The 3,988-nt window shown below is 58.7% G+C and carries 3 protein-coding genes; all 3 read right to left on the bottom strand.

Annotation, left to right across the window (positions count from 1 at the left end; genetic code table 11):
• Positions 1-203 precede the first annotated feature (203 nt).
• Positions 204-2,132, bottom strand: coding sequence for a hypothetical protein (locus HFM78_RS06250; protein WP_287128568.1), 1,929 nt, complete (start codon positions 2,130-2,132; stop codon positions 204-206).
• Positions 2,133-2,246: 114 nt separating this feature from the next.
• Positions 2,247-3,467 carry a signal recognition particle-docking protein FtsY gene (gene ftsY, locus HFM78_RS06255; protein WP_287128569.1) on the bottom strand — a complete coding sequence of 407 codons (1,221 nt, stop codon included), beginning with the start codon at positions 3,465-3,467 and terminating at the stop codon, positions 2,247-2,249.
• A gap of 326 nt (positions 3,468-3,793) precedes the next feature.
• Positions 3,794-3,988, bottom strand: a 195-nt coding sequence (locus HFM78_RS06260) for an AbgT family transporter (protein WP_287128570.1), incomplete at its 5' end; no start/stop codon positions are given.

A 3,988-nucleotide genomic window follows, 5' to 3' on the forward strand; every position in this document is an offset into this window, starting at 1 on the left:
AGGCTTGAGGATTACGCTAGGCAGAAAGATGTCAGCATGGCTCAAGTGTTAAGAGACTATATCAAGCGTTTGCCTACACCTAAAGCTTGATTGGCTGCTGCGCTTCGCTCCACGGCCGCGCTATCCATCCCCACCGCGTAGACGGATGGGGAATGCCGCTATTCGATTAAGAAGTAGTCCCCTGCCCCGCATGGTTGCTTTGCTTAGGGGCGCACGGGGGGGGTGGGTTGTTTGGGATAGAAGGGATTGACGACTTTGCTGCTCCAGGGCCAATAAAAAACCGGGACTGGACCTAGTTGGGGCTGGGGGAGGCGACGGGCACTAATGCCTGTGTCTAGGTTCAAGCCCGCTGTGTATTCCACTGTGACTAAGCGGGCAACCCCCTCGGGGGTCTGGGGATAAGGCCGTTCGGGGCGGGTTTGATGATTGGGCCAACGCCAGCCGTCCTGGTCTAGGTCCGTCGGTAAACCTTCGTAAATTGGGACTCCGGCGCGGCGGTTTTGGTCGGGAAGACCCGCACTGGGGTTGAGGAAGGCTGTCCCGTTCATCTCTTGGCGAATCTGGGTGGGGGTGCTATCGGGCCAAGGGAGGTTAGCGAGGTGGCGGTGGTTAGGGGCTTGAGTGGCTTGTAATTGACGGATAATTGCTCGCCATAGTTGGTCCACTAAGGGGAGGCTACCGGGTTCTCGACGGTCAACCGGATAAACACGGCGACCGAGATCGGTCATGGTTCCTGAACCGGCAACTAGGGGCAGGACAAAGAGTTCACCACTGAACTGGCTGAGGCCGGGGGTTTGGCTGGTGACCACTAGGGACTCCAAACGCGTCAGGTCCCAACCCAAGCTACTCGGATCGCTGGCAAGACTGAGTAGGAGCTTGGTTTCGCCCTTAGTAACGGCTTGGCGTAGGGATACCAGGGGCGTTTTGGGCAACCAGTGGAAACCCAAGTCATAGGCTTGACGAGCCGCCGTCGGGTGCCAAGCGAGGAGGATCCCTTGCAGCCGACGGAGGGCTTGGGTGCCGTTGGCTTTGACCCAGGACGCATAGTCTGCACCCACCCTGGGGACCTGACCGCTATACCCCGGCAAAAAAGTCCCGTTGGCCCCCACATCCATCAAGCCCTGGGGGTTCCCGCTCCCACCGAGGTGAATGAGGCTCCCCGGTCCCGTCTGCCCCGTCAACAGTTGCACCATTATTAAAGCCCGGACTAATTGTTCGGCAAGCCCGCTCTGGCTCATGTTACCGAGGTGATAGGCCAGGGCCAGCCGCGCTTTGGGGTCCGTCACCTGCTGATAAAACCGCTCTAGTTGAGGTAAGGGCACTCCTGTCACCTGTGCCACCCGTTGTGGGGTGTAGGGCGCGTAAAGGTCCGCGAGCCATTGCAGGACAGTGCCGGGACTGAGGGGATCGGCGGCGGGGACGGGTTGCCCGGTCAGATAACGCCAGTTGGTGGGCTGGTAGCGTCGGCTCTTGGGGTCGAGGTCTGAAAAAATCCCCTCGGTGAAACTCAAGCCTGGTTCCAACTGATAAGCACCATTGGTAGCTTGCTGCACGAAGGTCTCATCCCAGCGTTTCTCCGCAAACAGGTAACGTAACCAACCGCCGAGCAGGGCCAGTTCCGTACCCGGTCGAATTTTTAGGATTTGGGCGGCGGGGCGGGGCTGACTAGCGGTGGTGACAAGCCAGCGTGACTTGGGGAGTCCGTTTAAGGACTGGGGCGGGTTACCGATGATGACTAGGGTTTGGGCTTGGGTCAATTCGGAGGGGTGGTCCGGGGCGGCGGGGTAGCCCAGGGTACTCTCGAGGGCTAAGGCACTGGCGCGGTAGGCCGCTTCGTTGACCAACTCCAGATGGGCAAATCCCACCAGACGGGCGAGTTTGGCCCACAGGTAGCCCTCCTCATTGGTTTGTGCGCCAAACAGGACCCCCAGGCCCTGACCATGACTCGCCTCCGCTTGCCAAGTCCGGTTACGAACCGCCACCAACCGCCGTGCCAACAATTCCACCAATTCCGTCGGGCTCAGCGGCTGTAATTTACCGCCCCGTGGTCGGTACAAAGCTTGGGCCTTGGTTTGGGCCAGCCCCGGCGCACTCATTAGGGCCGCAAACCACAAAAACTGACGACGCTCCATCTCCTCATGCTAGCGTCCGCTCTAGCTGAAGCTGTCGGTTCCCGCGACGGGTCTCCGTGGACCTACAGGAACGCGCCTGCGCCGCTGCACTCGCTACCCAGTCCGCGACAACGGCTACAAATCCACAAACAGGGCCTCGACGAATTCATAGCTGGAGAAGGGCCGGAGGTCGTCAATTTTTTCACCTACGCCGATAAAGCGCAAGGGCAGACCTAGTTCATTCACGATGGCGATGGCAATCCCCCCCTTCGCCGTGCCGTCTAGTTTAGTGAGGACAATTCCGCTCAGGTCGGCGGCCTCGGTGAAGACCCGCGCTTGGTTGAGTCCGTTCTGACCCGTGGTGGCATCCAAAACCAGTAGGGCCTCAATGTTGGCATCACTGGCGCGGGTATCAATGATTTTGCGAATTTTGGTGAGTTCCGCCATCAGGTTTTTTTTGTTCTGGAGCCGACCGGCGGTGTCCACCAGGAGGAGTTCCGTCTCTCGGGCCAGCGCGGCATTGATGGCATCGTAGACTACTGCGGCTGGATCGGTCCCGGCTTGGGGATTGGCGATGACTTCCACACCCGAACGGTCGCCCCAGACTTTGACTTGCTCGACGGCTGCCGCCCGGAAGGTGTCCGCCGCTGCAATCAGGGTTTTGTAACCGGATTTCTGACTGAGGTGGGCGAGTTTACCAATGGTGGTGGTCTTCCCGGTACCGTTGACTCCGACGACTAACCAGACATTGAGGACCCCGCGCTGGGGGGCAAAGTAGGGGTCCGCGATATCGAGTTCATTGCGTAAAAGTTGTTTTAGAAAGGGTACAACTTGGTCGCCCTTGAGTCCCCCGGCCTGGATCGTTTCTTGTTTGAGGACCTGGAGGATTTTCTCACTGGTACCCACCCCCACATCGGCCTGGATCAGCAGGGTTTCGAGTTCATCGAGTTGGTCAAGACTAATCGGGCCTTTGCCGACAAAGTTCATCAACATCAAGAGGGGAGCCACCAACCCCTGCCGGGTCCGCCCTAAACCAGCCCGGAGTTTCTGGAGCCAAGTGATCTCATCCGTGGAAATCTCATCGTGGTCCCGCCCCTGAGCCGCTAGGATTTCTTCGGACCATTGGAAACCTTCTTCCTCCTCGTCCTCATCTCCGTCCTCATCCTCGTCGTCCTGGTCCTCGGTTTCCTCAACCTCATCTGTAGGATAAGTAGTTTCAGCAACGGTCTCGGCTTCGGTCACGGCGGGGAGGGCTGGTTCAGCCTCAACCTCAACGGGTGCTGCTTCTTGCTCCTTTGCGGCTTGCTGAGCATCTTCCTCTTCCTTGCGAAACCGCTTGAACCAATCAAAAACCATGGACGACCCCGCGCGTTTTGTTCTAATTTTAGCGACAGTGGGGAAGCCTCGCTCACCCAAGGGGTGCTATGGACAAAACCGCTAGAGCCATTGAGTCAACCAGCTACGCCGCTAACCATGGTTGAATCCGAGTTTCAAGATTCAGTACATCTCAGCATAAAAGGGCTCCAGACCGCCATCCTCACCCCGCAGGACCGCCCCCGCCGGGACCACCAACCCCAGCAGGACCAAGCTCCCTGTCGCTCCACGGGCGTCAAGGCTGTCAGTGTAGTGTCCCCGTCCCCCTGCTAAGGACCAAAGCGCGGCTCCACGATGTACTGAGCAACCTACCAACCCAAGGGGGTCAACAGAAAAACCGAAGCCGCCATGAAATAGTAGTTCGCCGTGGGTTGCACTACATAATGCGCAGCGTAGAGTCGGGCCGCCGTATGGGTAAAACCAGAGAGCAACGGGTCAAGCGTCGTAATCAAGAGATTAGCTGAGAATCCCCCCGCCACCCCCGCAAAAGCTGTGCATAACCC

Origin of the sequence: Candidatus Cyanaurora vandensis, from assembly GCF_013285555.1 — a bacterium.
In the GTDB taxonomy this organism is placed as follows: domain Bacteria; phylum Cyanobacteriota; class Cyanobacteriia; order Gloeobacterales; family Anthocerotibacteraceae; genus Cyanaurora; species Cyanaurora vandensis.

Bases quoted from the DNA above. Each gene is read 5' to 3' on its own strand.
- ftsY (WP_287128569.1), bottom strand. From the start codon at position 3,467: ATGGTTTTTGATTGGTTCAAGCGGTTTCGCAAGGAAGAGGAAGATGCT.
- HFM78_RS06250 (WP_287128568.1), bottom strand. From the start codon at position 2,132: ATGGAGCGTCGTCAGTTTTTGTGGTTTGCGGCCCTAATGAGTGCGCCG.